The organism is Streptomyces sp. NPDC026589 (assembly GCF_040638385.1).
In the GTDB taxonomy this organism is placed as follows: domain Bacteria; phylum Actinomycetota; class Actinomycetes; order Streptomycetales; family Streptomycetaceae; genus Streptomyces.
Window position 1 is genome coordinate 59,573 of the sequence record NZ_JBEZYG010000012.1, and the last position, 26,485, is coordinate 86,057.

Consider the following 26,485-nt stretch of genomic DNA (forward strand, 5'->3'; position numbering starts at 1 on the left):
TTCCGGCCGCCGGGGGCGTCATTCCGGCAGCCGGACGCCCTCCGGGAGACGGATGCCGAAGTCGTCCGCCAGGACACGCAGCGCCTCGTCTCCGTCCTCCAGCCGCCGCTCCTGGATCGTGCCGTCGTCGGCCGTCTCCACCAGGTCGAGCCCCGACAGCGCGAGGTGGGAGCCGATCCGGGTGCGCTGCGCGTACACCGCCTGCCGGAACGGTGAGCGAGGGTGCGTCGCGATGAACCAGTTGATCACCTCGAAGTCCGGCTTCTCGTACGGGTCCAGGGTGAAGTCGTACTGCGGCTCCCACGACCCGCCCTGGTCGGCCTGGAGCTCCCACAGCGGCAGCGGACCGTGGTGGGGTGCGTGGACCAGTCGGTGGCGGCGCGGCACGTCGGACAGCTCGGCGCCCTCCACCAGCTCGATCGGCTCCAGCAGGGCTCCGACCGTCCCGAATCCGACGTCCGCCAGATACGGGTGCGGCTCGCCCGCCACGTCCACCCGCATCAGCATGTGCGTACGGGGCCGGATGTCGCCCGACGCGGCGCCCAGCACCACTCGGGCCGTCAGCGGCGTCACGGAGAAGCCGATCTGCCTCAGCGCGGCGGAGAAGAGGGTGTTGTGCTCGTAGCAGTACCCGCCGCGCCCGCCGTGCACGAGCTTCGCCTCCAGGTCGTTGAGTGCCAGCGACGGGGCGGAGCCGAGGACGGCCTCCAGGTTTTCGAACGGGATGCCGGTCAGATGGGCGCGGTGCAGGGACCGCAGAACCTCCAGCGTGGGGCGGGGCTTTCCGGTCCAGCCGATGCGGGCGACGTACGCGTCGAGGTCGAGAGTCATACGCCGACCGTACGCAGCCGGGGTGCGGGCGCGCCTCCGGCCGCGGACCGAAGTGCGCGACCGCACGGCCTCGGTCCCGGGACCGAGACCCGGGTCCGCGCAGGTGGCGGGAGGTGCGGCTTGCTCAGATCCTGCTCAACTCGGGTGAGAGCCGGGCCGGGCCGGGTAGCGGTGATCACATGAGCATGTTCCGGAAGCCCCAGCCCCTCGCCGCACTCGTCCTCCGGGACGCCCCCGATGTCGTCGCCGGGCTCCGGCGTGCGCTGGAGACCGCCACGGACGCCGAGCGCCCCGGACTGGAGCGCGCCCTCGTCGTGGCCGAGGACGCCGCCGCACGCCCGGACGAGGAGCTGCGGGGCCGGTGGGTGCGACAGCGGCTCACCGCCGCCGGACACGAGGGGCCGGCGGGCTCCGTGGAGGCCATCAAGATCCTGCGCCGGGCCGAACCCGGACTGACGCTGCTCCAAGCGGTGACGTACGCCAAGGAGGCGGAGGCGGCGGAGGCGGCGGAGGTGCAAGCCTGAGGCGGGCCGGGCGGAAGCGGCATGGTTGTCGGACGTGCCGCTTAGGGTGTCGAAGGTGCCGGGGGGCGGCAAGTGCCCATGTGGAGCGGGTGGTCACCGCTCGGCCGGCGACCGGACAGGGGAGGGTGGACGATGCGGATCGTACGGAGGCCGGGGGCTTTCGTCTGCGGGATCGACGCGGCGATGGACGTGATCGGCGGCAAGTGGAAGGTGCTCATCCTGTGGGCGTTGAACGAGCGGACCTGCCGCTTCGGTGAGCTGCGCAGGGCCGTGACCGGGGTGACCGAGAAGGTGCTCAGCTCCCATCTCAAGGAGCTGGAGGACGACGGCATCGTGCACCGCCAGGTGTACGCCGAAGTGCCGCCGCGCGTGGAGTATTCGCTCACCCCCCTGGGCCTCTCGCTGAACGCCGCGCTGGAACCGCTGGGGCAGTGGGGGCGCGACCACGTCTGTCGCGGCGCGGAGGAGGCCGGAGCCGACGGCTGTCGCGGCGCGGAGGAGGCCGGTGCGGGAGTCGGTGCCGGAGTCGGCGCCGGGGCCTGTTGCGGGGCCCCCGCCGAGGCCGCGGTGGGCTGAGACGGCGACAGCCGCGGTCGCGGCCGGAACCGGCCCCTGGTGAGGGGACCCCTTGTGATGGCCTGACATCTGCGCCAACATGCGCATGTCAAAGCCGGAAGATCTCCGGCCCTTGGCATCACTGGAGGGGACCCCCCACATGAACAAGCCTCTCGTCGGTGCGTTTCTCGCTGCCCTGCTCCTGGGAGCGGGTGCCGCGCCCGTCGCCGCAGCCGCACCCGCGCCGCAGACACAGGAAGCCGCACCGAAGGCCGCCCCCGCCGCGAAGGCCGTGACCTTCGCCGGGACCGTCGCCCTCAGCAACTGCTCGGGCTCCGTCGTCCGCACCCCCGACGCCGCCCCCACCGACCCCGCCCTCGTGCTCTCCAACGGGCACTGCATGGAGTCCGGCTTCCCGGGCCCCGGCGAGGTCGTGGTCGACCAGCCGTCCTCCCGGACGTTCACCCTGCTCAACGCCTCGGGCAGCGGTGTCGGCACCCTGAAGGCGAGCAAGATCGCGTACGGCACCATGACCGACACCGATCTCTCGCTCTACGAACTCACCAGCACCTACCAGCAGATCGAGGACCGCCACGGCATCCGGGCGCTGGAGCTGGAGACCGCCCACCCCACGGCGGGCACCGCCATCACGGTCGCCTCCGGCTACTGGAAGCGCACCTACAGCTGCGACATCGACGGCTTCGTCCACCGGCTCAAGGAGGGCCGGTGGACCTGGAAGGACTCGGTCCGCTACACCCCGGAGTGCCGGACCATCGGCGGTACGTCCGGCTCGCCGGTGATCGACGACGCCACCGGCAAGGTGGTCGCCGTCAACAACACCGGTAACGAGAGCGGCCAGGAGTGCACGGACAACAACCCGTGCGAGGTCGACGAGAACGGCGAGGTGACCGTCCGCGAGGGCATCAACTACGCCCAGCAAACGTACAACATGGTCCCGTGCATCGGGGCCGGCAGCACGATCGACCTCACCCGTGAGGGCTGTGCGCTGCCCAAGCCGCAGCCGCAGCCGCAGCCGCAGCAGTAGCCGCAGCCGCAGCCGTAGCAGTACCCAGCGGTGAATTCCGGCGCGCGCCGGGCGGACCCACCCCCTATCGGGGCCGCCGGGCGCGCGCCGCCTCGATGCCGTCCAGCAGTACCCCGAGCCCCACCCGGAACGCCTCCCGGGCCTCCCGCTCCGGGTACGGCATGGCCTCCGCACCCTCTTCCGCGACCGGGTACGGCTCCACCGGCCCGTCCGCCTCCAGCCGGCTCACCGCGGGGAAGCGCTCAGCGAAGTCGGGGACCAGCTCCATCAGGGCCGCCGAGCGCGCCGCCCACCACTCCTCGTCGGAACTCCCGGTCGCCGCCGCGGCCAGCCGTGCGTCGGCCACCACCTGCGCCGACCCCCGTAGATACGGGTACAGGGTCCCCACCAGCCGCCGCAGCGCCCCGGCGTCGAGGCCGGTCGCCCGCAACAGGACGACCAGCCTGTCCAGGCCCGCGTACTCGTGCGGCCCCAGCACCGGACGCGCCTGCGAGACCTGGAGCACCCAGGGGTGCCGGACGTAGAACTCCAGGATCTCCCCGGCCCAGGCGGTGAGCGCCGCCCGCCAGTGGGCCGGCTCCGGCCGGGCGGCGGGGAGTTCGGCGTGGACGGCGTCGTACATGAGGTCCAGCAGCTCGCTCTTGCCGGGGACGTAGGTGTAGAGCGCCATCGCCGTGCGCCCGAGCCGGTCGCCGACCGCGCGCATCGACAGGGCCCCCATCCCCTCCTCGTCCGCGAGCGCCACGGCGGCCGTCACGATCGCGTCGACGCTCAACCGGGGCTTGGGGCCCGGGCCGCCGCGCGTGGGGGGCGGGGTGTCCGCGCGCCACAGGAGGGAGAGGGAACGGCGCGGGTCGCCCTGCCCGGCGAAGACCACCACTTGCAACTCCTTACGACGTAAAGTAACGTCCGGCCGGTAATTCATTACGCCGTAAGCTATCAGTGTGGGAGAGAGGTCGGGCACGATGAGCCAGGCACTGCCGGTCACCTGGGTGCGGGTCACGGACGTCGAGCGGATCACCCCCGCCACGGCCAGGATCGGCTTCACCGCCGACGAACTTCCCAACCTGCTGGAGGACCGCCCCGACCAGCAGCTGAAGCTCTGCCTGCCGCGCGCCGGGCAGACCGTGCCCAAGCTGCCGGAGCCGGACGCGGACGACCCGTACGGCATGCGCTGGTACGAGGCGTTCCTCGCGATTCCGGAGGCGGAGCGGCCCTGGATGCGCAGCTTCACCGTTCGCGCGTACGACCGGAGACGCAACGTGATGACCGTGGACTTCGTGCTCCACGGCGACGGCGGCCCCGCCTCCCGATGGGGTGCGGCGGCCCGGGCCGGCGACGTCCTCGGCATGGTCGGCCCGTCCTCCCTCTACGCCCGCCCGCTGCCCGCCGCCCGGCGGATGCTCCTCGCCGGGGACGAGACGGCGCTCCCGGCGATCGCCACGGTGCTGGAGGCGCTGCCCGCCGGGACCGGGGCCGTGGTCTTCGCCGAGGTGGCGGACGCGGCGGAGGAGCGGGAGCTGCCGTCCGCCGCCGGTGGGTCCGAGGTCCGGTGGGTGCACCGGGACCGGGGCGGCTCGCTGCCGGCGGCGGTGCGGGAGGCGGGGCCGGGGCTCGACGGGGTGGACGCGGCCTGGGTGGCGGGCGAGTCCTCCGCCGTCCGGGCGCTCCGCCGCCATCTGGTGGAGGAGCGCCGACTGCCCAAGGCGGCCGTCGAGTTCAGCGGCTACTGGCGGCGCGCGCTCACCCAGGACGACGCCCCCACCGAGGAGGACCTCGCCTGGGCGGCGGAACGCGCGGCGGAGGCTTCGTAGGCCTCGCGAAGAGCCTTCAGACGGCCCCCGCCCCGGCACCCGCTCCCCGGACCGCCCGGCCCGCCAGCACCGAGGTCCGCCTGCCGTCCTCGATGACGAACCGGCCGTCGACCAGCACATGCGGGATGCCGACCGGGAGTACGCGCGGCTCCTCGAACGTGGAGCCCGCCGCCACCGTCTCCGGGTCGAACAGCACCAGGTCCGCGCGGTAGCCCTCGCGCACCAGGCCCCGGTCCGCGAGCCGCAGCCGGGCGGCCGGTCGCGAGGTCAGATGGGCGACGCACTCCTCCAGCGAGAGGATGCCCAACTCCCGGACGTACCGGCCGAGATACTGCGGGAACGTGCCGTACGCCCGGGGGTGCGGCTTGTCGCCCTGGAGGATGCCGTCGCTGCCCCCGGTGTGCTCCGGGTGCCGCATGATCTGCTGGACGTTCTCCTCGTGACCCACGTGCTGGAGGATCGTCGTCCCGAGCCGGTCCTCGGTGAGCAGCCGCCGGGCGGTCACCCAGGGCTCCTCGTCCCGCAGCGCCGCCGACTCCGCCACCGTGCGCCCCACGTACCCGGCCAGGTGCGGTGCGCCGACGCCGGAGATCTCGATGGTGTCCCACTCGATCGGCACGCCATGGCAGCCGTCCGAGCCCAGCACCTCCAGGTGGTGCCGGATCCGCTCCGCGCTCTCCGCGTCCGCGAGCCGCGTGAGGATCGCGTCCGGCCCGCCCTCGCTCACCCAGCTCGGCAGCATGGCCACCAGCGTGGTGCAGCCCGGGGTGTACGGGTAGGTGTCGAGCGAGATGTCGGCCCCGGCGGCGAGCGCCCCGTCGAGCAGGGCGAGGAGATCCGGCGCCCTGCCCTTGTTCACACCGAAGTTCATGGTGGCGTGGGCGAGATGGAGGGCGCAGCCGGCGCTGCGGGTGAGCCGCACCATCTCCTCGTACGCTTCGAGCGCTCCGGCCCCGTAGCTGCGGTGGTGCGGGCAGTAGTAGCCGCCGTGGCGGGCCACCACCCGGCACAGATCGGTGAGTTCGGCGTCGTCCGCGTACATTCCGGGCGTGTAGGTGAGGCCCGAGGACATGCCGACCGCGCCCTCCCGCATGCCCTGGTCCACCAGCTCCTTCATCCGGGCCAGTTCGGCGTCGGTGGCGGGCCGGTCGTCCCAGCCCACCGCGTACATCCGGACCGTGCCCTGCGGGATGAGGTAGGCGGCGTTGACCGCGATGCCCTGGCCGCCGAAGTTCCGGTCGAGGCGGTCCAGATAGCCGCCGACGGTGCGCCAGTCGAAGTCGATGTCGCTCCCGTCCCCGTTCCAGCCGGTGATGGAGCGCCGGACCTCGGCGAGGGTGCGGTCGTCGGCCGGGGCGTACGACAGCCCGTCCTGGCCCAGCACCTCCAGGGTGACGCCCTGCGCGGCCTTCGCACTGTGGTCGGGGTCGCGCAGCAGCGCCAGGTCGCTGTGGGCGTGCATGTCGATGAAGCCGGGGGCGAGCGCGAGGCCGCCCGCGTCCACGGCCCGGGTGGCGGTGGGGCGGGGGCCGGGGGAGCCCTCGGGATGGATCGCGGCTATGCGGCCGTCGTCGAGGGCCACATCGGCGCGGTAGGAGGGCGCGCCGGTGCCGTCGACGACGAGCGCGTCACGCAGGACCAGGTCCATGGGTCGCCTTTCCGATCGGGTGGTGGTGGGGGCCTGCGGCTCTAGAAGAACGTGCGGATGTAGTCGGTGACCGTGCCGTCCGCCGTGACCAGCGGGATCAGCTGCCACTTGTCGAAACTGGTGCAGGGGTGCGAGAGGCCCATGCCGACCCAGTCGCCCACCTCCAGCTCCGTGCCCGCCTCCGTGCGCACCCAGGTGTGCTGGTCGGAGAGGCCCGTGACCGTGACCCCGGTTGCGGGCCTGACCGAGCCGTCCCGGCCGGAGCGGACCACCTGCGCCTCGGGCAGATCGAGGTCGTACGCCGCGTCGCGCTTGCCCGCGTTCAGGAACGCCTGCTCACCGGAGGGGCGCGAGACGACCTGCGCCCAGAGGCGGAAGGCGGGCTCCAGCGCACCTTCCTCGGGGACGCGGTTGAACGGGGTGAGGTGCCTGTAGTGCCCGTCGTCGTGCGAGACGTACGCACCGGATCGGAGCAACTTCAGCACCGGGGCGCTCAGTTCGGGGATCTCCGTGAAGACGTCCGCGACCGCGTCGAACCAGGCGCTGCCGCCCGCGCTGACGACGATCTCCTCGGCGCCTGAGAACCGGCCGGCCGCGTCGAAGTCGGCCGCGAGCCCGACGAGCCGCCGCAGCCACTCCCGTACCCGCTCCGGGTCGGCGTCCGGCACCTCGCCCTCGTACCCGGCGACGCCCGCCAGCCGCAGCGAACCGGCCGACGCCACCGCGTCGGCCACCGCCGCGCAGTCGGCCTCCGTGCGGGCCCCGGTGCGCGCGCCCTCGCCCGCGCCCAGCTCCACGACCACGTCGACCGGGCGGGTGGCGCCCGCCGCGCCGAGGGCCCTCTCCATCAGCTCGACGCCGCGCACGGAGTCGACGTAACAGACGAAGCGGAACTCCGGGTCGGCGGTCATCTCGCCGGCCAGCCAGCGCAGGGCGACGGCGTCGACCAGCTCGTTGGCGAGGAAGATCCGCCCGATGCCGTACGCCCGGTAGACCCGGGCCTGGTGCGGCACGGCCGCCGTGATGCCCCACGCGCCGCGCTTCAGCTGGTCCACGAAGAGCTGCGGGGACATGGACGTCTTGCCGTGCGGGGCGAACGCGAGGCCGTGACGCTCGGCGTACGTCTCCAGGAGGTCGAGGTTGTGGGCCAGCGACTCGGCGGAGAGGGCGAGGACGGGGGTGGTGAACCCGCCGGTGAAGAGGTTGCGGCGTTCGGCGGCCAGCGCCCCGACCGTCAGGCCCTCCGCGTCCGGCGGCAGCGCCTTGAAGCGGTGGTCGACGCGTTCGTCGGCGAGGCCGGACGCCAGGGACGCGGGGGAGACGCCGGGGGCGGAGGGCGCGGGAACGGCGGTGTGGCCGGTGGGGCGTTCGGCTGCCAAGGGGGACTCCTCGAAGTTCGTTGCAACATATGCAACACCCATTGCGTATATCGCTCAACGCTGTCTAACATCCGAGCCGATGCCCGGTCAATGGTGACCACCGGCCCGCACGCCGATCAGCGAGGAGCCCTCCAGTGTCCGGACCCGCAGCAGGGACGGCCGACGCCGCCGCGAGCACCGATGTCGTCTGTCTCGGTGAGTCCATGGTGACGTTCCTGCCCTCGCAGCCCGGCCGCCTCGCCGACGTGCCCTCCTTCGGGCGCGGGATCGGCGGCGCCGAGTCCAACGTGGCCTGCGCGCTCGCCGCCGCCGGGCACCGGGCGGCCTGGGTCGGCCGGGTCGGCGCGGACGGCTTCGGCGACCACCTGGTCGAGACGATCGCGTCGTACGGGGTCGACACCTCGGCCGTCCGCCGGGATCCGGTGCGCCCGACCGGCATCTACTTCCGCACGGCCACGGATCGCGGGGCCGACACCCACGAGGTCGCCTACTACCGGGCCGGGTCGGCGGCGTCCGCGATGTCGCCGGAGAACGTGCCGTACGAGGACCTCCTCGCGGGCCGCGTCCTGCATCTGTCCGGGATCACGGCCGCGCTGTCCGCCGACTGCCTGGCGCTGCTGCGGGAGTTGACGGCCCACCGGCCGGGCCGCCCGCTCATCTCCTTCGACGTGAACCACCGGCCGCATCTGTGGCGCGGGTCCGAGGCGGACGCGTCGGTGCTCCTGGAGCTGGCCCGCCGCTCGGACCTGGTCTTCGTGGGCGAGGACGAGGCGGAGGAGGCGTGGGGGATCGTCGGCGCGGAGGCGATCCGGGCGGCGCTGCCGGAGCCGGCCGTGGTCGTCGTGAAGCGGGGGAGCGCGGGCGCGACGGTGTTCGCCTCGGGGCTCCGCCCCGGACCCCGCTCCTCAAACGCCGGAGGGGCTGGAATTGCGGCCGGAGCCCGGTCGTCGGGTGCCGGGAGGGCTGAAGATGCGGCCGGACCCCGCTCCTCAAACGCCGGAGGGGCTGAAAATGCCCCGGCCTCGCGCTCCACGGAGGGCGGGGCCGAGTTCGCCGCCGACACCGTCACTCTCGTCCCCGCCCTCCGCGTCGACGTCGTGGCCGCCGTCGGGGCCGGAGACGCGTTCGCCGCCGGGTTCCTCTCCGCCACCCTGCGCGGGCTGCCCGTGCGGGACCGGGTCCGGCACGGGCACCTCATGGCCGCCGCCGTCCTCACCGTCCCCGGCGACCTCACCGACCCGCCCGCCCGCGACCACGCCGACCGACTCGCGGCCCTCGACGACGACGCCTGGGGGAGACTTCGTCTCGGCCCCGGCTGGACCGCAGCCGACCGGGCCGCCGAGGAGGTACGCACACCATGAGCCAGACCGTCGACCGGGCACTCAGCATCCTGCCGCTGCTCGCCCAGGGACCCGCCGACCTCGGCCAGGTCGCCGAGCGGCTCGGCGTCCACAAGTCCACGGCGCTGCGTCTGCTGCGTACGCTCCACGAGCACGGCCTCGTCTACCGCCAGGAGGACCAGCGCTACCGCCTCGGCGCCCGGCTCTTCGCGCTCGCCCAGGAGGCCGTCGAGAACCTCGACGTACGCGAGATCGCCCACTCCCACCTGGTCGCGCTGAACGACCGGTGCGGGCATACCGTCCACCTCGCCGTGTACGAGGAGCAGGAAGTCCTCTACATCGACAAGGTCGAGAGCCGCTACCCGGTCCGGATGTACTCACGGATCGGCAAGCCCGTCGCGATCACCGTCGCGGCCGTGGCCAAGCTGCTGCTGGCCGACCTCACCGAGCCCGAGCGGCGCGTCATCGCCGAGAAGCTCGACTACCCCATGTACACGTCCCGTTCGACGCCCAACGCCGCCGCGTTCCTCAAGGAGCTCGCCGTCGTCCGCGAACAGGGATGGGCCACCGACCTCGGTGGCCACGAGGAGTCCATCAACTGCATCGGCGCCCCCATTCGCGGCGCGGACGGGCGGGTCGTCGCGGCCATGTCGGTGTCCGCACCCAATGTGGTCGTCACGGCCGAGGAACTCCTCACCCTGCTCCCGCTGGTCCGGCGCACCGCCGAGACCATCAGCCGGGAGTACTCCGGCACCACCCGACCCAAGAAAGCCTGATCAGCCATGACCGAGAAGACCGCCCTCACCCCCTCCACCCACACCACGCCGCCCGCGAAGTTCTCGCACGGCGTGAAGAAGGGGAACATCCTCCAGGTCGCCGGCCAGGTCGGCTTCCTCCCCGCCGTGGAGGGCCAGGCCCCGACGCCCGCCGGTCCCACGCTCCGTGAGCAGACCCTCCAGACCTTCGCCAACGTCAAGGCGATCCTGGAGGAGGGTGGCGCGAGCTGGGACGACGTCATGATGATGCGCGTCTACCTCACGGACGTGGACCACTTCGCGGAGATGAACGAGATCTACAACACGTACTTCGCCGAGCAGAACCTCAAGGAGGCCCCCTCGGCCCGCACGACGGTCTACGTCGGCCTGCCCAAGGGGCTGCTCATCGAGATCGACGCCCTCGCGGTGCTCAGCTGACCACGTCGGTCGATTGACCACCCCGGCCACGTTGCCCCCTCGGTCGGCCGACCCCCTCGGTCGGCCGACCACCCGGCCCGCCGACCCCCTCGGTCGGCCGACCACCCGGCCCGCCGACCCCCGTCCCCCTGATCGCAGGCCCCCGCTGATCGCTTCACCCCACCCGCAGGACCGCTCCAGCACGCCGTACGGCACGGCGCCCCGCTCCCCGGGGGCGCCGTGCCGCGCTCCCCCCTGCCCTCCAGCACCACCGGAGTCCCCATGCTGCTCGCCGCCACCTCACCGCCGGTCGAGGCACCACCGCACACCGGTGGCCTGCTCCTCCTGATCGACGGCACCGCCGGTCTGCTGACCGTCGCCGCCCTCGGCATCGCCCTCCTGCTCTTCCTGATCATCAAGGTCAGGCTCCAGCCGTTCGTCGCCCTGCTCGCGGTCTCCATAGCCGTCGGCCTCGGTGCCGGGCTCTCGGTCACCGAACTCTTCGGTACCGTGCAGAAATCCGCCGCCGTCTCGGTCATCGAGTCCGGCATGGGCGGCATCCTCGGACATGTCGCGATCATCATCGGGCTCGGCACCATGCTCGGCGCGATCCTCGAAGTGTCCGGTGGAGCGGAGGTGCTGAGCGCGCGCCTGCTGAACGCCTTCGGCGAGAAGCGCGCCCCGCTCGCCATGGGCATGACGGGTCTCGTCTTCGGTATCCCGGTCTTCTTCGACGTCGGCATCTTCGTCCTCGCACCGATCGTGTACGCCGCCGCCAAGCGCTCCGGAAAATCGATCCTGCTCTACGCGATGCCGCTGCTGGCGGGCCTGTCGATGACCCACGCGTTCCTGCCGCCGCACCCGGGGCCGGTGGCCGCCGCCGGACTCTTCAACGTCTCGCTCGGCTGGGTCATCCTGATGGGCGTCGTCGTCGGCATCCCGTCGGTCATCGCCGCCTGGGCGTACGCCGCCTGGATCGGCAAGCGCATCTTCGTCGACGTCCCGCAGGACATGGTGGAGGCCGCAGAGGAGGCCAAGGCCGCCGTCGCCGCCGAACAGCGCGCCGCCGGGGTCACCCCGCACGAGAAGCCGGTCCCGCTCGGCACGGTCCTCGCGATCATCGGCACCCCGCTGATCCTGATCCTCGCCGCGACGTTCTCCTCCATCGCCCTGGACCCCTCCACGCTCCGCTCGGTCGTCGAGTTCTTCGGCAACCCGTTCGTCGCCCTGACGATCGCGCTGTTCCTCGCGTACTACCTGCTGGGCATCCGGCGCGGCTGGTCCCGCAAGTCCCTGGAATCCGTCTCCACGTCCTCGCTCAAGCCCGTCGGCAACATCCTGTTGGTGGTCGGCGCGGGCGGCATCTTCGGCGCGGTCCTCAAGGGCAGCGGCATCGCGGACGCGCTGGCCGACACCTTCAACGACGTCGGCCTGCCGATCATCCTGCTCGCCTGGCTGATCTCGGTCGTCCTGCGCGTCGCCCAGGGATCGGCCACCGTCGCGATCGTCACGACGGCCGGCATCGTGGTCCCGCTGGTCGAGGGCCAGGACCTGTCCCAGGCCCACCTCGCGCTGATCATCATGGCGATCTCGGCGGGCTCGATCTTCGCCTCGCACGTGAACGACGGCGGCTTCTGGATGGTGTCGAAGTACTTCGGCATCAGCGAGCGCGACACCCTGAAGTCGTGGACCGTCCTGGAGACGGTGCTCTCGGTCGCGGGCTTCGTCGTCGCGGCGCTGCTCAGCCTGGTGATCTAGCGAAGTCGCCGCGCTGCCCAGCCTGGTGATCCAGCGAACCGGCACACACCGGGACGTCCCGCGCCCGCGGGTCCGGCGAATCCCCGCCCACCCCCTTGTGCTGCCCCGCGGATTGCGCTTCCTTGATCGGCATGGCGGAGACAAGCGCAATCACAGGGACAGGGGAGCCGGCCTCCCGACCACGTAAGTCCAGCTGGAAGTACATCGGCCCCGGCATCGTCGTCGCGGCGACCGGAGTCGGGGCCGGTGACCTGGTCGCGACGCTCATCGCGGGCAGCAAGTTCGGATACACCCTGATGTGGGCGGCGGTGATCGGCTGCGTCGTCAAGATCTCGCTCGCCGAGGCGGCCGGCCGCTGGCATCTGGCGACCGGCCGGACGCTCTTCGACGGCTGGCGCAGCCTGGGCCCCTGGACCACGGTGTACTTCGCGGTCTACGTCGTGCTCTGGGGCTTCCTCTACGGGGCGACGGCCATGTCCTCCAGCGCCCTGCCCATCGTGGCGCTGTTCCCCGACGGCCCCGGGCTGAAGTTCTGGGCGATCGTCACCGGGCTGATCGGGCTGGCCTTCGTCTGGTTCAACCGGTACGCCGTCTTCGAGAAGGTCATGACGGTCCTGGTCGGCATCATGTTCGTGGTGGTCGTGTACGTGGCCGCCCGCGTCGTGCCGGACGTCGGGGCGTCCTTCGCTGGGCTGCTGCCCGTGCTCCCGGACGGCTCGCTCCTCTACACCCTCGGGCTGATCGGCGGCGTCGGCGGCACGATCACCATGGCCGCGTACGGGTACTGGGTCAACGCCAAGGGCTGGAGCAACTCCTCCTGGATGAAGGTGATGCGGCTCGACAACCGGGTCGCCTACATCACCACCGGGGTCTTCGTCGTGGCGATGCTCATCGTCGGCGCCGAGCTGCTGCACGCCTCCCAGACCGCCCTCACCTCCGGCGACCGGGGCCTGATCGATCTGGGCAAGGTGCTGGAGGACCGCTTCGGCGCCGGCACCGCCAAGCTCTTTCTGGTGGGCTTCTTCGCCACGTCGTTCTCGTCGCTGATCGGCGTCTGGCACGGGGTCAGCCTGATGTTCGCCGACTTCGTGGAGCGGTTCCGGGCTCCGGCGGCCGGTGCGGCGAAGACCGAGGGGCACGAGGGGCCGGATGTCGCCGAGCGCCGGCAGCGGTCGCTGCCGTTCCGCGCGTACCTCCTGTGGCTGACCTTCCCGCCGATGACCCTGCTCTGGCTGGACGAGCCCTTCGGCCTGGTCATCGCCTACGGGGTGCTCGGCGCGTTCTTCATGCCGTTCCTCGCCCTGACCCTGCTCTGGCTGCTCAACTCCTCCCGTACGCCCGGGGAGTGGCGCAATGGATGGCTCAGCAACGGGATGCTCGCCCTGTCCGGGCTGCTGTTCGTCGTGCTGTGCGTCCAGCAGGTGCGCGAACTGCCCTGGTGACCCGGTGCGCCGGTGCGCGGGTGCTGCGGCGTTGCGCCGGAGCGGCTGTGCGCGGGGTGCTGCGGCGGTGCGGTGCTGCGGTGACCAAGCGCCCCGGTGGCCCGGCGCCCCGGTGACCGGATGGTCGCCGACGCAACGCCGCAGCGCCGCCGGGGGAGCGGCGGCGCTGCGGGATCCGGGTGGTGCGGTGTCGCTACGGCAGGCTGCGGACGTGCGGCCCGACCGCCTTCGACCAGGCGAACCCGGCCGTCGCGTCCCAGTTCGTCGACCAGGTCATCACGCCGCGCAGCGACGGGTAGGTCTTGGACGGCTTGAACGAGCCGCAGTTGGTGCCCTTGGCGAGGCAGTCCAGCGCCGCGTTCACGATCGACGGGGAGACGTAGCCGCTGCCCGCGGCGCGGGAGGAGGAGGGGACGCCGATGCCGACCTGGGACGGGTCGAGACCGCCTTCCAGCTGGATGCAGGCGAGCGCGGTGAGGAAGTCCACCGAGCCCTGCGAGTAGACCTTGCCGTCGCAGCCGAGCATCGAACCGCTGTTGTAGTACTGCATGTTTACGACGGTCAGGATGTCCTTGACGTTGAGCGCCGTCTTGAAGTACTCGCCCGAGGTGGACTGCATGTCGATGGTCTGCGGGGCCATCGTGAGGACCAGCCCGGGGCCCGCCTTCGCCGACAGCTGGCGCAGCGCCTTCGTCATGTAGGTGGCGTTGAGGCCGTTCTCCAGGTCGATGTCGACCCCGTTGAAGCCGTAGTCCTGCATCAGCGCGTACACCGAGTTGGCGAACGCGGCGGCGGAGGCGTCACTGTCGACGCGGACCGTGCCCAGCTCGCCGCCGATCGAGATGATGACGTTCTTGCCGGCCGCCTGCTTGGCCTTGATGTCCGAACGGAACTGGGCATCGGTGTAGCCGTTCAGCCCGGCGGTGTCCAGGTTGAAGGTGACCGCGCCCTGGGTCGCCGTGGCGTCCGCGAAGGAGACCGCGATGATGTCGTAGTCGGCCGGGAGGTCGCTGAGCTTCTGGACGGCCGCGCCGTTGTTGAAGTTCTGCCAGTAGCCGGTCACCGCGTGCTTGGGCACGGAGGGTCCGGGGCCGGGGCCCGTGCCCTCCTTCGCCGTACGGGCGCTGACGGCGGCGGACTTGACCGACTCGCCGGCCGCGTTGGTGGCGCTCACCGAGAACTGGTAGGCGGTGTCCGCGGTGAGGCCCGTGACGGTCGCCGAGGTTCCGGTGGAGGTGGTGGCCTGCACACCGTCCCGGTACACCTTGTAGCCCGTCGCGCCGGAGACCGCGTTCCAGGACAGGGCGACGGAGGACGTGGTCGTGGCGCCCGCCGCGAGGCCCGCGGGAGTCGCCGGGATGACCGGGCCGGGCTCCTCGCCGCCTCCGCCGTCGGGGCCGGTCACCTCGAAGTCGTCGGCGAGGTAGGCGGCCTGCCCGTACCAGCCGTGGGTGTAGACGGTCACCGAGGTGGTGTTCGCGCCCGTCTTGAAGCTGGTGGACAGCTTGGTCCAGGAGGCGGAGCCCGGCGTCCAGGTGGAGACGTCGGTGGTTCCGGTCCCGCTCACGCCGAGGTAGGCGTAGCCGCCCTGCACCCAGGAGCTGAGCGCGTAGGTCGAGTTGGGCTTCACCTTGACGGCCTGCGAACACTTGGCATTGTCCTGGCCGGCCGGGGTGGCCTTCAGCGCCGACGTACCGCCGTGCACGGGGGAGGAGACGACGGTCCCGCTGTTCCCGGCGCAGGTCCAGTTGGCGAGGCCCGACTCGAAGCCCGCGTTCCTGGCGTTGTTGACGTCGGCGGCCTGGGCGGTGCTGACGAGTCCGGTGACGGTCAGGGCCGCGGCCGCGATGACGGCCATGGTGCCGCCGAGGACGGGACGGGAGCGACGACGCCTTCTGCGACTGCTGCCTGCGGAGCGTTCCACTGGTTCCTCCGTGGGGAGTTGGTGGCCTGGCGGGGGTCGTGCGGGAGTGCCGGACGGACGAGGGGCGGCCGGGGCTGCACGGGGTGGGCCGGGCGGAGCGGGGATGTCGTACGGCGGTGGTGCAGGAGGTGCTGAACCGGGGACGTTGAACACGGGGTGTCCGACCGGGGGCGGTGGCCACCGCTTGGCGCATAAAACTGGTCCAGACCAATCAAGTTGTCAAGACCTCTGGCGGTAAAACGCCTTCAGCGAACGGGAGTGCGAGGTCGTGCCACCGGGTCGGCGACGGGGCGCCCGAGGCCCCGCGGAGGGTGCGAGGCCGAGGTTTCTCCGCCGGGAACCGCCCCGCGCCCGCACATCGCCCCCCGCACGGGTGATCTCGTGGGCGATCTTCCGACGGTCACGGAAACGCCCTTACGAAAAGGAGGCCGACCACGCGGAATCCAGTCTGACGTGCGTGAACGGATGCCTGATGGAAAGCCGGACGAAGGCTTCGGTAACGCTACGCGATGACAGTCGAGTTGGGCGGAATCGATTTCGTCCCGTTTAGCACCCGGGCCCCGTAGGAACGGTGTTCGCATGACGTCGTACTGGTCTCCGATAACTGTTCTCTGCCTGGTGAGACGTGGCTAAAGTGCTGGGTCAGGAGCACGGAGTCAGGAGCGATTGCGGCCGACGTCCCCACGTCGACCGGAGCCGGAACGGGGAAGAGCGTGCCGACCGCAATAGCAGTGACGAGCGCAGACCTGGTGCTGCCGCCCACGGACCAGCAGACGCCGACCGCCGCTCTGCTCCAGGCCCCCGAGGCCCAGACGCTGGAGCTGGCGATCGGCGACATGCACCTGCTGCTGGAACAGCACGGGTATGTGATCGCCCTCTATCCCTCGGGCATCCGGCCCGAGCACGAGCGTCGCCTCCACTCCATCCGCTCGGTGCTGGAGAGCGACCGGATCGCCCTGGTCAAGGTGGACCTCCCGCCCCTCGGCCTCGCCGTACTGGTGCGCCAGCTCCGCCAGTTGTCCATCTGCGACTTCAGCCCCGGGGTGGTCGCCTCCGCCGCCCGGCTGCTCTCGCACTACATCTACGCGGGTGCACTCCTCAACTCCGTCGCCCGGCTCGACCGGGTCCCGGTCAGCCTCAAGAGCCACGCCACGTCCTGGGTCCCCGGATCCCAGTTCGCCGTGCTCGCCGGGCCCGAGTCACAGTTGGTGAAGGTGGGCCCGACCGTCGAACCGCCCGCGGGACCGGATTTTGGTACGCATCTTCTGGTCGCCAAAGGGAATCTGCAGTCGGACTGGGTACAGGAGACCCTCGCGCCCGCCTGGAAGGTCCAGGCCATTCACGAGGCCACGGTCCCGTCCGACTCACCGCGCTGGTGGGGCACGGGAAAGCTGGTGGAGTTCGCCGCCCATCTCCCGGACCTCTCCGTGCTCTACCAGTTGGTCTCCTCCGTACGCCGGGAGAAGTGCCACTGGTGCGCCATGGAACTCATCGGCGACCGCTGCGCATTCTGTTCCGCCCCTCTCGCGGCTTCGGAGAACCGCGCGCTCCTCACCGGTGTCCTCCACCACGGGGCCGGCGAGTCACCGGGCCCCTAACGAGACCGCTCCTCCCCGCAGGACCCGCTCCTCCCGGCCCCTGCCCGCACTCCCCGCACTCCCCGCACTCCCCGCACTCCCCGTACTCGCACTCCCCGTACTTCCCGCACGCGACCGTCCCCGCTCCGGTCGGCCCGCAGCAGCGCGCCACCGCAGATGTAAGCGCGTAACCGCTCCACTTCCACCGCCCCACTTCCACTGCTCCACCGCTCCACCAGATGTATGCGCGTAACCGCAGCACCGCACCGCCCCTCTGTCCGCAGTCCGTCCCACGTATCCGATTCGAACGAGGTTGTCCGGACCATGAACTCCCGCCAGCGCCGCGGCGTGATACTCCTGCTCCTGTCGGTCCTGTGTGCCTTCGCGGCCTTCGCCGGCGTGCTCTCGGTGATCAGCGACGTCAACTCGAAGGTCGGCCCCGAGGTGACGGCGTACCAGTTGAAGACCAACGTGGCTCCGTACACGGCTCTGAACAGCGGCCAGTTCGAGAAGATCAAGATGCCCAAACGCTGGCTGTCGGAGAACGCGGTGACCGACCTGCGGGAAGTCGAGTCGAAGATCGCGGTCACCGAGCTCCGCGAAGGCTCGCTGCTCCAGTCGGACATGATGGTCCGCAAGCCCGAACTCCGCGCCGGTGAGCAGGAGATCGCTATCATGATCGACGCCTCCACCGGTGTCGCGGGCAAGATCACACCGGGCGCGACGGTCAACATCTACGCCACGTTCGCCGGTGAGGAGCAGGGCGACGCGTCCCAGTCCAAGGTCATCGTCTCCAACGCCAAGGTGCTGGACGTCGGCGAGCTGACCCCCCTGGACCCGAGCGCGGACGACCGGGGGACGCGGGCGACCGAGGCCGTGCCGATCACCTTCGCCCTGAACACGCTGGACACCCAGCGCGTCGCCTACGCCGAGTCCTTCGCGGAGCACGTGCGTCTCGCGCTCGTCGCCCCGGGCAGCGACGGCACCATCCGTCCGGGGGACCGCACCTACACGCTCGACAAGGACAAGTGAGGATGGGATGACCACCAGAATCCTCCCCGCCGTCGGTGACCTCGACGCGGCCCGCTCCGTCACCACCCTGCTCAGCCAGCTGCCCGACGCCGAACCCGCGACCCCGGTCGGCGACTCCACCCAGCTCATCGACACCCTGGCCCGCCTCGCGGGCGAGGCGATCGACGAGCTGCCCGAGGTGGTGCTGGTCCACGAGCGGATCGGCCCGGTGCCGGCCCTGGAGCTGATCCGGGAGGTGTCGATGAGGTTCCCGTCCGTCGGCGTCGTCCTGATCACCGCGGACGCCAGCCCGAGCCTCTTCGCCGACGCGATGGACTCCGGGGCGCGCGGCCTGGTCACCCTGCCGCTGAGCTACGAGGAACTGGCCAACCGCGTCCAGGCGGCCGCCCAGTGGTCCTCCGGCGTACGCCGCCACCTCACCTCCGCGAACGACGTCTTCACCGGCCCCGGCGGCACGGTGGTCACGGTCACCGGCGCGAAGGGCGGTGTCGGCGCGACCGTCACCGCCATCCAGCTCGCCCTGGCCGCTCAGGCGTCCGGCAACACGGTGGCGCTGGTGGACATGGATCTCCAGACCGGGGACATCGCCTCGTTCCTCGACGTCCAGTTCCGCCGTTCCCTGGTCGACCTCGCCCTGATCACCGACATCTCCCCCCGGGTGCTGTCCGACGCGGTCTTCTCCCACTCCACGGGCCTCGCCCTGCTCCTCGCCCCCGGCGAGGGCGAACGCGGCGAGGAGGTCAGCGACCGTTCGGCCCGCCAGATCGTCAGCGCGCTCCGTACCCGCTACGAGATCGTCGTCATCGACTGCGGCGGCCAGATGAACGGGGCCAACGCCGCGGCCATCGAGATGGCGGACGTGGCCCTGCTGGTCACGACCCCGGACGTGATCGCGGTGCGCGGCGCGAAACGCATCGTACGGATGTGGGAACGGCTCCAGATCCGCAAGGCCGAGGAGACGATCACCCTCGTCAACCGCTTCACCCGCAACACCGAGATCCAGCCGCAGCTGATCCAGAAGATCACCGGCACCCGGGTCGCCTCGGCGGCGATCCCCGCGAACTTCAAGGAACTCCAGGCGTCCATCGACTCCGGACGCCTGCACGAGCTGGACGCCAAGAGCACGGTCAAGCAGGCGCTCTGGGGCCTGGCCGGAGAGCTGGGCATCGTCAAGGAGAGCGCGACGGCGAAGAAGAGCGGCAGCGCCCTGGTCAAGCGGAGCAGCGGCGCTCTGAAGAACGACCGGGGCTCGATCGGACGCCCGCGCCGCCGGCGCGACGGCTCCGGCCGCGGACTCGGAGACTCCGAGGGGACACGTTGAGCGATGACCACCACAAGGACGGCACGGAGCGGCATACGGGGGCGGATCACGGCCCTGCGTGACCGCCGGTACGGGAACGGGAACGGGGCTGGGGACCGCTGGTCGGGGACCGGGATCCGCTGGTTCGGGACCGGGACCGGGACCGGGACCGGGACCGAGGGCCGGAAGCGGGGCCGGGACCGGGACCGCGGACAGACCGCGATCGAGTTCCTGGGCATGACCCCCTTCATCATCCTGATCATGCTCGTGCTCTGGGAGTGCGCCCTGATCGGCTACACCTTCAGCCTCGCGGGCAACGCGGCCGACGTGGGCGCGCGCAAGGGCAGCGGGGCGGAGTACGGGGCGAGGGCGGCGTGTCAGCAGGGGGCGAAGAAGGACCTCCCCGACGCCTGGGCGGAGAACGTCGTCGTCACCTGCCGGGGCGGCGGCAGCCTGTACCGGGCCACGGTGAAGCTGAAGGTCCCGGTGCTGGTGCCGGGCCTGTTCGACCTCGACACCGAGATCACCGGCAAGGCCGGATCCCCGAGGGAGGATCAGCGATGACGACGCATCCGTACAGGGGGCGCGCCCGTTTCGCACGCGCGAGGGGCGACCGGGGCCAGGTCGCCATGGAGTACCTCGGCTTCCTCCCTCTGCTGCTCCTCGTCGCGATGGCGGCCATCCAGCTGGGCCTGGCCGCGTACGCCGCCAACCAGGCGGGCACGGCCGCGCGCGCCGGAGCCCGTACGGAAGCCAGCGTGGACGCCCGGGGGAGCGGCCGGTCCAACGCCCGTGACGCCGTGAGCGACTGGGTGGAGGAGGGCGGATTCCGCTACCGCAGGAGCGGCGGCCAGGACATCACGGTCACGGTCCGGGTCAAGGTGCCCTCCGTGGTGCCGGGACTGGACGACTGGTGGGCCGAGCGGAGCACGACCATGCCCAACGAGAAGTCCCGGATCCGTTTCTGACCCCCCGCACCCGCCTGTACCTCCACCCCCACCTCCACCCCCGCCCCCGGCCCTGACCCGGGTCGGAACGGATCCTGCCGGACCAGCACCGTCCGCGAACACCGAGGAGAGCTACGCCGATGAGCCTGCGGGCACGTATGACCGCTCCTGAGGAACAGGGCGGGGCACGGGAGGACGGCCACATGGTGGCCACCTACCGGGCCAAGCTGCTGGAGGAGATCGACCTCGCGGAGATGTCCTCGCTGGCCGCCGCCGACCGGCGGGCCCGGCTGGAGCGCGTCCTCGGCCACATCATCAGCCGCGAGGGCCCGGTCCTCTCCACCGTCGAGCGCTCGCAGCTGATCCGCCGAGTCGTCGACGAGGCGCTCGGACTGGGCATCCTGGAACCGCTCCTGGAGGACGCGTCCATCACCGAGATCATGGTCAACGGCCCCGACCAGATCTTCGTCGAGCGCAACGGCAGGGTCGAACAGCTCCCGATGCGCTTCGGCTCCCACGAACAGCTGATGCAGACCATCGAGCGGATCGTGTCGACCGTCAACCGCCGCGTCGACGAGTCCAACCCGATGGTCGACGCCCGCCTGCCCAGCGGTGAACGTGTCAACGTGATCATCCCGCCGCTCTCCCTGACCGGCGCGACGCTCACCATCCGACGGTTCCCCCGCTCCTTCACGCTCCAGGAGATGATCGGCTTCGGCTCGCTGGACGAACAGATGCTCGTCCTGCTCGCCGGACTGGTGCAGGCCAAACTCAACATCATCGTCTCCGGGGCCACCGGCACCGGCAAGACGACCCTCCTCAACGCGCTGTCCGGACTGATCCCGAACATCGAGCGCATCGTCACCATCGAGGACTCCGCCGAACTCCAGCTCCAGCAGAGCCACGTGATCCGGCTGGAGACCCGCCCGGCGAACGTCGAGGGAAAGGGCCAGATCACCATCCGCGACCTGGTCCGCAACTCGCTGCGTATGCGCCCCGACCGCATCGTCGTCGGTGAGGTCCGAGGCGGCGAGTCCCTCGACATGCTCCAGGCGATGTCCACCGGTCACGACGGTTCGCTGGCCACCGTCCACGCCAACAGCGCCGAGGACGCGCTGATGCGTCTCCAGACCCTCGCCTCGATGTCGGAGGTCGAGATCCCCTTCGAGGCGCTGCACGATCAGATCAACAGCGCCGTCGACGTGATCGTCCAGCTCACCCGGCACGCCGACGGCACCAGGAAGATCACCGAGATCGCCGTCCTCGACTCGCACGGCCGCGACCCGTACCGCATCGTCACGGTCGCACGGTTCAACGCACAGCCGATGGCCCCCGACGGCCGCATCTACGGCGACTTCCAGTACCTCCCGCTGCCCCGGAAGCTCGCCGAGCGCCTCTACCTGGCCAGTCAGCCCATTCCGCAGGCGTTCGGCGTCGCCCAGTCCGCCGAACAACTCGCCACCCGAGAGGCCAACTAGGTACCGAGCCATGGACAACGTCAACCTCCCCCTGGTCACCGTCGGCGTCACGTTGCTGGCCTGCGTGCTCGGCGTGATCGGCCTGCACTCCTACTCCGGCGGCAAGGCCGACCGCGACGCCCTCGTCGACCGGCTCTCCCACGTCGGGCAGATCCGGGAGACGGGACGTCCCCGCCGCTTCAAGGGTTTCGACCGAAGACTGCGCGCCACCGCGCTCGGCCGGAGACTGGAGCTGAAGCTCGCGGCGACCGGCATGGACATCACGCCCGGCGAGTTCTTCGTCTACGCGCTCGTCGCGATGGCGGGGCTCTGGATGATCGCCTCCTCCATGCTCGCCGCGTTCTTCGGCCCGGTCGCCGCCCTGATCGGCCTCTGGGGCACCAACGCGTTCCTCAACTGGCAGCGGGTCAAGCGCACCGAGCGCTTCATCAACCAGCTCCCCGAGCTCTCCCGGATCCTCGCCAACGCCACCCAGGCGGGCCTGGCCCTGCGTACCTCGCTGTCGATGGCGGCCGAGGAACTGGAGGACCCGGCCGGCGAGGAGCTGGCCCGGGTCGCCAGGCGGCTGGCCGTCGGCGAGCCCCTGGAGGACGCGCTCAGCGAGCTGACCGACCGCCTGCCGTCCCGCGAACTCGTGGTCCTCGTCACCACGCTGGTCCTCTCCAACCGGGCCGGCGGTACGGTCGTCAGCTCGCTGCGCAACCTCACCGAGACCCTGGAGGAGCGCAAGGAGACCCGCCGCGAGGTCAAGACCCAGCTCTCCCAGGTCACCGTGACCGCCTACGCGGTACCCCTCTTCGGAATCGGCGCGATGCTGCTGATGAACGCGGTCATGCCCGGCGCGCTGGACCGGATGACGGGGGCGCTCTTCGGCCAGGTGGCGGTGGTCGTGTCCATCGTCCTCTACGCCATCGGGTTCGTCGTCATCCGCCGCTTCTCCCGTATCGATGTCTGAACCCATGCCCGAGCCGATGCCCGAGCCCATGCCCGAGCCCATGCCCGAACCGATGCCCGAGCCCATGCCCGAGCCCATGCCCGAACCGATGCCCGAACCGATGTCTGAGCCCTTGCCCGAACCGATGCCCGAACCGATGCCCGAACCGATGTCTGAGACCAGGAACCAGGAAGAAAGGGGACGGACATGGACCTGCTGCTAGCCCTGGTCGTCGGCCTCGCCGTCTACGGGGCCATCCACGGCATCCGGATGTACCGGGCCGACGCCAAACTCCCCGGCGACCTGGCCGTGGCCCTGGAGTCCGGGGCCTCCCGCACCAGCGCGGTCGGCTCCGGCATCGACCGCCTCGGCATCCGCTGGGCCCCCATGGTGCTGCGGATGATGGGCCCCAAGGCCGTCAACAAGAAGCGCCGCCAGATCGACCTGGCGGGTAACCCCGGCGGCCTCACCCTCGACCGTTACGCGGCACGCCGCGCCGTCTACGGCGCGCTGGGCGTCCTCGGCGCGTTCTCGATGCTCCTCCGCGGCCAGCTGTTCCTCGCCCTCCTGATGGTCGCCTTCGGCCTGTTCTGGGTGGAGGCCGGGATCTGGTCGGCGATCCGGGTGCGCCGTGAGCACATCGAGCGGACGCTGCCGGACTTCCTCGACGTCCTGGCCGTCGTCGTCTCGGCCGGGCTCGGCTTCCGGCAGGCGCTGGACCGGGTCGCGGAGAAGTACGAGGGCCCCTGGTCGGACGAGCTGCGCATCACGCTCCGGCAGATGGACATGGGCGTCAGCCGCCGCCAGGCCTTCGAGGAACTCCGCAGACGCAACGACTCCGAACAGGTCGCCATGTTCGTCACAACGCTCCAGCAGGGCGAGGAGCTGGGCGCGCCGATCGTCGAGACGCTCATCCAGATCGCCAACGACATGCGCCGCACCGACGCCCAGAACGCCCGCCGCAAGGCGGCCAGGGCGGTCCCGAAGGCCACGTTCGCGGTGACCACGTTCCTCCTCCCGGGCACGCTGCTCCTCCTCACCGTCGGATTCGTGTACGGAGCCGACGTCGACCTCACGTCCCTCACGGGCGGATGACATGAACGACGGCGGGATGACATGAATGACGGGCCGGATGGGGACGGAGCTTCTACGTTCCGGTACGTCTGCTGAACCGGTTGGCCGAAGGAGCGGGCGGTACGGGATACGAGCGGGACCGAGCACGAGCGCCGACCGGATACGAGCGTGAACAGCACGAGCCTTACGGGGATGAGACGGAGGTGACAGGCGCATGACATTCCAGCTCAGCGGAGCCCAGCCCGGACTGACTGCGGAACTGACCCGCGCCCATACCGGCGCCCCGGCCCGCCCGGCCTTCGCCATCCAGGTCAACGCTCTCCAGGCGATGTGCCGCCAAGTCTTCGGCTTCCGCCTGGCGATGATCGCGATAGCGACTCCGTACGCGATCGACCGTACCGCTCCCGGCCTGCCCACCTGGTTCATCGGCTCGGCGATCCTGGTCACTTTCATGGGCTCGTACCTGCTGTTCCGGGACTGGGAGCGGTTCGGCCCGGTGCTCCTGCGGCACCCCTGGCTCCTGGCCGTCGACGTGTTCTTCGGCGCGCTGCTGCTGATCACGGCGACCCCCGAGTCGACCCTCGCGTACGTCACTGTCTGCACCCCGCTACTGGCCGGGCTGGTCCAGGGCTGGCGCGGTGCGGCGGTCTTCGCGGCGCTCCAGGTGGTCATCGTCTTCGGCGTGTACGCGAGCGTTCCGAAACTGGAGCCGGGCGGGGCGCCGGCCCTGCTCCTGCCCGGCTTCTGCGTGATCGCCGGGGCGGTCGGGGTCACCCTGCGCAACCTCCTCCTGCGCTTCGGGACGGCCACTCAGGCGCTCACCGAGACCCGGGCGCGGCTGGCGGTGAACGAGGCGGTGGAGGGCGAGCGCACCCGACTGGCCCGGGAGATGCACGACTCGGTCGCCAAGACCCTGCACGGTCTGGCGCTGGCCGCCGACGGACTGGCGGGCTCGGCCGGGCGCATGGACCCGCCCACCGTGAAACTCCAGGCGGAACTGGTCGCCCGCGCCGCCCGCCGGGCCGCCGCCGAATCCCGGGAACTGCTCACCGACCTGCGCCGTGAGCAGGGACTGGAGGGCGGCGTCGACCTGGTCGCGGAACTGGCCGCCCACGCCCAGCACTTCACCGACCGCCACTCGGTCACGGCCACCTTCCGTCGGCTTGCCGAGGAGACCCCGGTCCCGCCCGTACCGCAGGCGGTCGCCCGGCAGCTCCTCACCGTCGCCTCCGAGGCCCTGGAGAACGCCCACCGCCACGCGGGCCCTTCCTACCTGATCGTCCTCGCGGGCGTGCAGAGCGACATGCTCCGTATCAGCGTGTACGACGACGGGCGCGGACTCCCCGCCGGAACGACGCTCGACACCCTCCGCAGGGCCGGCCACTTCGGCCTCGTCGGCATGGTGGAGCGGGCCGCCTCCATCGGGGCCCGCATCCGGATCGGCCGCGGGAGCGCGGAGAAGGGCACGGAGGTGCGGGTGGAACTCCCCCTGGCGGCGCTGACGGGCCCGGCCGCCGGGGAGAGCGCCCCGTCGCCCTCCCCGCCCGCCCCCGCGCCGCAGACCTCACCACCGCTCCCGCCGTCGCTCGCGCCCGAGAACGTCACGACCCCCCACCCATGACCCCGACCCTGAGAGGAGGTCGCAGCATGCCGGATGATGTCTCCCCCCTGCCGAACCGCGACGGGGCGTCGGCTCACCACCACGCCCCCCAGCACACGTCGTCGCACATCCCGCTCGCCCAGGCCCCCGGTCCCGCCGGACAGCCCAGGCACCAGCACACTGCGATCCAGCACCCGGCCCTGCCGACGCCGCCCCCCGCGTTCGGAGGGCCCACCGCGTCCCCCTTCCCACCGGTCCCCGCGGCTCCCGAACCGGCCCGGCTCCGGGTGGTGGTCGCGGACGACAACCCGGTGGTCCGGGCGGGGCTGGGCGTCCTGCTCTCGGGCCGGGCCGACATCCAGGTCGTGGCAGAGGCGGCGGACGGCCGCGAGGCCTACGAGAGGACGCTCCAGCACCGCCCCGACGTGGTCCTGCTCGACGTACGGATGCCCGGCGTGGACGGGATCTCGGCCCTGCCGCACCTCGTCGGCCTCGCGCCCGTGCTGATGCTGACGTACAGCCGCGAGAGCGAGATCGTCCACGAGGCGCTGTGCCTGGGCGCGGGCGGCTACCTGGTGCACGGCGAGTTCACGGCGGACCAACTGGTCCGGGCGGTGCGCGACACGAAGGACGGCCGCGCGAACTTCACCGCCACAGCCGCCGACGCTCTGCTGGCCCACATGCGGCTGGGATCGGCTCCGCCCCGGAGCCCCCTACCGGAGGGGCTCGGATCGGCCCTGACGGCGGCACCCCTCCCCGCGCACCCGGCGCCACGCCCCCTCGAAACTTCGGAAAGTCTTTCGCAACTGCAACCTTCTGTGGGACAGTCTTCTCTGTCCGGGGGGTCGGCGCCCGCCCCCAACAGGCAGCAGTACAAGCTTAGTTCGCGGGAGGTGGAGGTCATGGACCTGATTGCGTCCGGAATGAGTAATCAGCAGATCGCCGCCACCTGCTTCATCAGTGAGAAGACGGTCAAGAACCACATCAACCGCATCTTCACGAAGCTCCACAGCACCAGCCGCAGCGAGGCGATCGCCCACTGGCTCGGCACCGCGCCCCGCACCACCGGGCGGCGGCCATGACCGAGCGATGGCACAACGAGGCAGACCGG

Annotated in this window: 24 protein-coding genes; 19 read left to right on the forward strand and 5 right to left on the reverse strand. The window is 71.3% G+C overall.

Annotated features, from left to right (window positions below; translation table 11 throughout):
* Positions 1-18 precede the first annotated feature (18 nt).
* Positions 19-831 carry an arylamine N-acetyltransferase gene (locus AB0F29_RS21365; RefSeq protein ID WP_361874226.1) on the reverse strand — a complete coding sequence of 271 codons (813 nt, stop codon included), beginning with the start codon at positions 829-831 and terminating at the stop codon, positions 19-21.
* Positions 832-1,010: 179 nt separating this feature from the next.
* On the opposite strand from AB0F29_RS21365, the gene AB0F29_RS21370 reads away from it, so the two are divergent.
* The 3 genes from AB0F29_RS21370 to AB0F29_RS21380 all read left to right on the forward strand — a co-directional run bounded on the left by AB0F29_RS21370 (position 1,011) and on the right by AB0F29_RS21380 (position 2,955).
* Positions 1,011-1,355, forward strand: a complete 345-nt coding sequence (locus tag AB0F29_RS21370; protein ID WP_361874228.1) for a hypothetical protein — start codon at positions 1,011-1,013, stop codon at positions 1,353-1,355.
* A 132-nt stretch (positions 1,356-1,487) separates the two neighbouring features.
* Positions 1,488-1,931, forward strand: coding sequence for a helix-turn-helix domain-containing protein (locus tag AB0F29_RS21375; RefSeq protein WP_361874230.1), 444 nt, complete (start codon positions 1,488-1,490; stop codon positions 1,929-1,931).
* 139 nt (positions 1,932-2,070) lie between these two features.
* Complete coding sequence (locus AB0F29_RS21380; protein ID WP_361874232.1) at positions 2,071-2,955, forward strand: serine protease; 885 nt, start codon at positions 2,071-2,073, stop codon at positions 2,953-2,955.
* A 64-nt stretch (positions 2,956-3,019) separates the two neighbouring features.
* Here the strand turns inward: AB0F29_RS21380 and AB0F29_RS21385 are convergent, their stop codons facing one another.
* Positions 3,020-3,835 carry a TetR/AcrR family transcriptional regulator gene (locus AB0F29_RS21385; protein ID WP_361874234.1) on the reverse strand — a complete coding sequence of 272 codons (816 nt, stop codon included), beginning with the start codon at positions 3,833-3,835 and terminating at the stop codon, positions 3,020-3,022.
* 85 nt (positions 3,836-3,920) lie between these two features.
* On the opposite strand from AB0F29_RS21385, the gene AB0F29_RS21390 reads away from it, so the two are divergent.
* Positions 3,921-4,769: a siderophore-interacting protein gene (locus tag AB0F29_RS21390; protein WP_361874236.1), complete on the forward strand. Its 849-nt coding sequence runs from the start codon at positions 3,921-3,923 to the stop codon at positions 4,767-4,769.
* A 16-nt stretch (positions 4,770-4,785) separates the two neighbouring features.
* On the opposite strand, the gene AB0F29_RS21395 is transcribed toward AB0F29_RS21390, so the two are convergent.
* Together AB0F29_RS21395 and AB0F29_RS21400 are read right to left on the reverse strand one after the other, a co-directional pair.
* Positions 4,786-6,417 (reverse strand): D-aminoacylase, encoded by a 1,632-nt coding sequence (locus tag AB0F29_RS21395; protein WP_361874238.1) that lies wholly within the window; start codon positions 6,415-6,417, stop codon positions 4,786-4,788.
* Positions 6,418-6,458: 41 nt separating this feature from the next.
* Positions 6,459-7,796, reverse strand: a complete 1,338-nt coding sequence (locus AB0F29_RS21400; protein ID WP_361874240.1) for an alanine racemase — start codon at positions 7,794-7,796, stop codon at positions 6,459-6,461.
* Between the two features lie 134 nt (positions 7,797-7,930).
* Between AB0F29_RS21400 and AB0F29_RS21405 the strand changes: the two genes are divergently transcribed.
* The 5 genes from AB0F29_RS21405 (at position 7,931) to AB0F29_RS21425 (ending at position 13,508) form a co-directional block, all read left to right on the forward strand.
* Complete coding sequence (locus AB0F29_RS21405) at positions 7,931-9,157, forward strand: sugar kinase (RefSeq protein ID WP_361874242.1); 1,227 nt, start codon at positions 7,931-7,933, stop codon at positions 9,155-9,157.
* Entirely contained in the window at positions 9,154-9,912 is a 759-nt protein-coding gene (locus AB0F29_RS21410) for an IclR family transcriptional regulator C-terminal domain-containing protein (protein ID WP_007460289.1), read from the forward strand. The genes AB0F29_RS21405 and AB0F29_RS21410 overlap by 4 nt, the downstream gene beginning before the upstream one ends.
* Positions 9,913-9,918: 6 nt before the next feature.
* The gene (locus AB0F29_RS21415; protein WP_103509953.1) at positions 9,919-10,329 is read left to right on the forward strand and encodes a RidA family protein; all 411 of its coding nucleotides are present in this window, start codon (positions 9,919-9,921) and stop codon (positions 10,327-10,329) included.
* 261 nt (positions 10,330-10,590) lie between these two features.
* The gene (locus tag AB0F29_RS21420; protein WP_361874537.1) at positions 10,591-12,066 is read left to right on the forward strand and encodes a gluconate:H+ symporter; all 1,476 of its coding nucleotides are present in this window, start codon (positions 10,591-10,593) and stop codon (positions 12,064-12,066) included.
* 131 nt (positions 12,067-12,197) lie between these two features.
* Positions 12,198-13,508 (forward strand): Nramp family divalent metal transporter, encoded by a 1,311-nt coding sequence (locus tag AB0F29_RS21425; protein WP_361874243.1) that lies wholly within the window; start codon positions 12,198-12,200, stop codon positions 13,506-13,508.
* A gap of 193 nt (positions 13,509-13,701) precedes the next feature.
* Here the strand turns inward: AB0F29_RS21425 and AB0F29_RS21430 are convergent, their stop codons facing one another.
* Complete coding sequence (locus tag AB0F29_RS21430) at positions 13,702-15,432, reverse strand: glycoside hydrolase family 18 protein (RefSeq protein WP_361874244.1); 1,731 nt, start codon at positions 15,430-15,432, stop codon at positions 13,702-13,704.
* Between the two features lie 731 nt (positions 15,433-16,163).
* On the opposite strand from AB0F29_RS21430, the gene AB0F29_RS21435 reads away from it, so the two are divergent.
* The 10 genes from AB0F29_RS21435 (at position 16,164) to AB0F29_RS21480 (ending at position 26,456) form a co-directional block, all read left to right on the forward strand.
* Positions 16,164-17,030 carry a hypothetical protein gene (locus AB0F29_RS21435; protein WP_361874246.1) on the forward strand — a complete coding sequence of 289 codons (867 nt, stop codon included), beginning with the start codon at positions 16,164-16,166 and terminating at the stop codon, positions 17,028-17,030.
* A gap of 303 nt (positions 17,031-17,333) precedes the next feature.
* Complete coding sequence (gene cpaB / locus AB0F29_RS21440; protein WP_361874248.1) at positions 17,334-18,041, forward strand: Flp pilus assembly protein CpaB; 708 nt, start codon at positions 17,334-17,336, stop codon at positions 18,039-18,041.
* A 7-nt stretch (positions 18,042-18,048) separates the two neighbouring features.
* Positions 18,049-19,362, forward strand: a complete 1,314-nt coding sequence (locus AB0F29_RS21445) for an AAA family ATPase (RefSeq protein ID WP_361874250.1) — start codon at positions 18,049-18,051, stop codon at positions 19,360-19,362.
* 3 nt (positions 19,363-19,365) lie between these two features.
* Positions 19,366-19,905, forward strand: a complete 540-nt coding sequence (locus AB0F29_RS21450; RefSeq protein ID WP_361874252.1) for a TadE family protein — start codon at positions 19,366-19,368, stop codon at positions 19,903-19,905.
* Positions 19,902-20,309, forward strand: a complete 408-nt coding sequence (locus tag AB0F29_RS21455) for a TadE/TadG family type IV pilus assembly protein (protein ID WP_361874254.1) — start codon at positions 19,902-19,904, stop codon at positions 20,307-20,309. Before AB0F29_RS21450 ends, AB0F29_RS21455 begins: the two co-directional genes overlap by 4 nt.
* Positions 20,310-20,428: 119 nt before the next feature.
* Positions 20,429-21,766: a CpaF family protein gene (locus AB0F29_RS21460; RefSeq protein WP_003966653.1), complete on the forward strand. Its 1,338-nt coding sequence runs from the start codon at positions 20,429-20,431 to the stop codon at positions 21,764-21,766.
* A gap of 10 nt (positions 21,767-21,776) precedes the next feature.
* Complete coding sequence (locus AB0F29_RS21465) at positions 21,777-22,721, forward strand: type II secretion system F family protein (protein ID WP_361874256.1); 945 nt, start codon at positions 21,777-21,779, stop codon at positions 22,719-22,721.
* A 186-nt stretch (positions 22,722-22,907) separates the two neighbouring features.
* Complete coding sequence (locus tag AB0F29_RS21470; protein WP_018956136.1) at positions 22,908-23,795, forward strand: type II secretion system F family protein; 888 nt, start codon at positions 22,908-22,910, stop codon at positions 23,793-23,795.
* Positions 23,796-23,988: 193 nt separating this feature from the next.
* Positions 23,989-25,395 carry a histidine kinase gene (locus AB0F29_RS21475; protein ID WP_361874258.1) on the forward strand — a complete coding sequence of 469 codons (1,407 nt, stop codon included), beginning with the start codon at positions 23,989-23,991 and terminating at the stop codon, positions 25,393-25,395.
* A 26-nt stretch (positions 25,396-25,421) separates the two neighbouring features.
* On the forward strand, positions 25,422-26,456 hold the full coding sequence (locus tag AB0F29_RS21480; protein ID WP_361874260.1) for a response regulator transcription factor: 1,035 nt from the start codon (positions 25,422-25,424) through the stop codon (positions 26,454-26,456).
* The last annotated feature ends 29 nt before the right edge of the window (positions 26,457-26,485 follow it).